Source organism: Neptuniibacter marinus, from assembly GCF_001597725.1.
In the GTDB taxonomy this organism is placed as follows: Bacteria; Pseudomonadota; Gammaproteobacteria; order Pseudomonadales; family Balneatricaceae; genus Neptuniibacter; species Neptuniibacter marinus.
Window position 1 is genome coordinate 1 of record NZ_LUTR01000046.1, and the last position, 1,257, is coordinate 1,257.

Below are 1,257 nucleotides of genomic sequence, written 5' to 3' on the forward strand. Positions count from 1 at the left end.
TGTAGATACTCTGTTAATGCTCAAGCTTTTTTTCACTGAAATTGAATAATTTATCAGAATCAAAAGCTTCGCATTGACGGTAAACAGTCCATAATCCCGTTACGTACTTACGCATGATAGCTACAATTGCCTGCATCTTTGTTTTTCCCCGAGAAATTAGCTGCTCTCTAAATTCATGAACATTATCATCGTAACGAGACGCTGACAGTGCAGGCATATAGAGTGCCGATCTTAAGTATGCGTTCCCTGCTTTACTTATTCGTGCAGCACCTCGAACACTGGTTCCCGATTGATGAGTTCTTATATCCAGGCCGCAGTAACGGGTAACCTGCTTAGCTTTCATGTTTTTTGGCAGTACAACAAATTCTGCAAGAATGGCGATAGCGCTGCTTTGACCGACCCCTTTGGCCGCAATCATGCATTCAAAGACAAGAGCCAATTTCTCATCTTTTTGAATGATGTTGAGCGCCGCTATAGATAGGCGGTCAATGCGGCTCTCATAAAAAGAAACACTCTCTTCCAAGTCTTCAATCAGAATAGCGGGACTGTTTTTGGACTGAAGCGCATGCAGTCGATTCTTCGCTTTTACCTTATCTTTTGTTATACGGTTAATCTGGCGTCCAATATCTTTGAGCGCCATATACTCTGATTTTGGTGGGGCCCAAGGTTCTGGTTTCATAACCGCCGCATATTCTGCTAACAAGGCCGCATCAGCTGCGTCGGTTTTGGTTTGTGATAATTTCAACTCAGCAAAGCGCTTGCTACTCAGCGGATTAATCACAGCAACAGTGATACCTGCACTTACAAGATGGACAGCTAAATCTAAGTGATAGATTCCTGTTGCTTCCATCACAACAAGTATTACCTTGTTTTTCTTTAAAATTTTAGCAGCGCGCTCGAAGTCATCAGGGTGTTGCTTGAAAGCTTGTGCTTTACCAATAGAGTTTCCACTTTTAATGACTAGATCGAATGATCTTGCACTGATATCAATACCGGAAAACGTACTCACAAGCTGACTCCATAACGTTGAATTGCTAGAATGGCTTCTGGTTCCCCAACCTCGCACTTTATACTGGCTCAACCTTGTGATGCGAAGTCTAGTACTAGCTTCATGATACTCTTCGAACTAGTAAAGAGGTGGGGAGCCCCTCTACATACAAAGTCAGAATTAACCTGCTTCAAGGAGCGGGCGGCTTCCCCAGAAACGATTACCAATGATAAATAATCGTTGAGGTTAAACATACAAGGAGCTCACCC

1 protein-coding gene is annotated in these 1,257 nt (G+C 43.0%); it reads right to left on the bottom strand.

Annotated features, from left to right (window positions below; genetic code table 11):
- Nucleotides 1-13: 13 nt before the first annotated feature.
- A complete protein-coding gene (locus tag A3774_RS15950; RefSeq protein WP_067870027.1) occupies nucleotides 14-1,009 on the bottom strand; it encodes an IS110 family RNA-guided transposase in 996 nt (331 codons plus the stop codon).
- Between the last annotated feature and the right edge of the window lie 248 nt (nucleotides 1,010-1,257).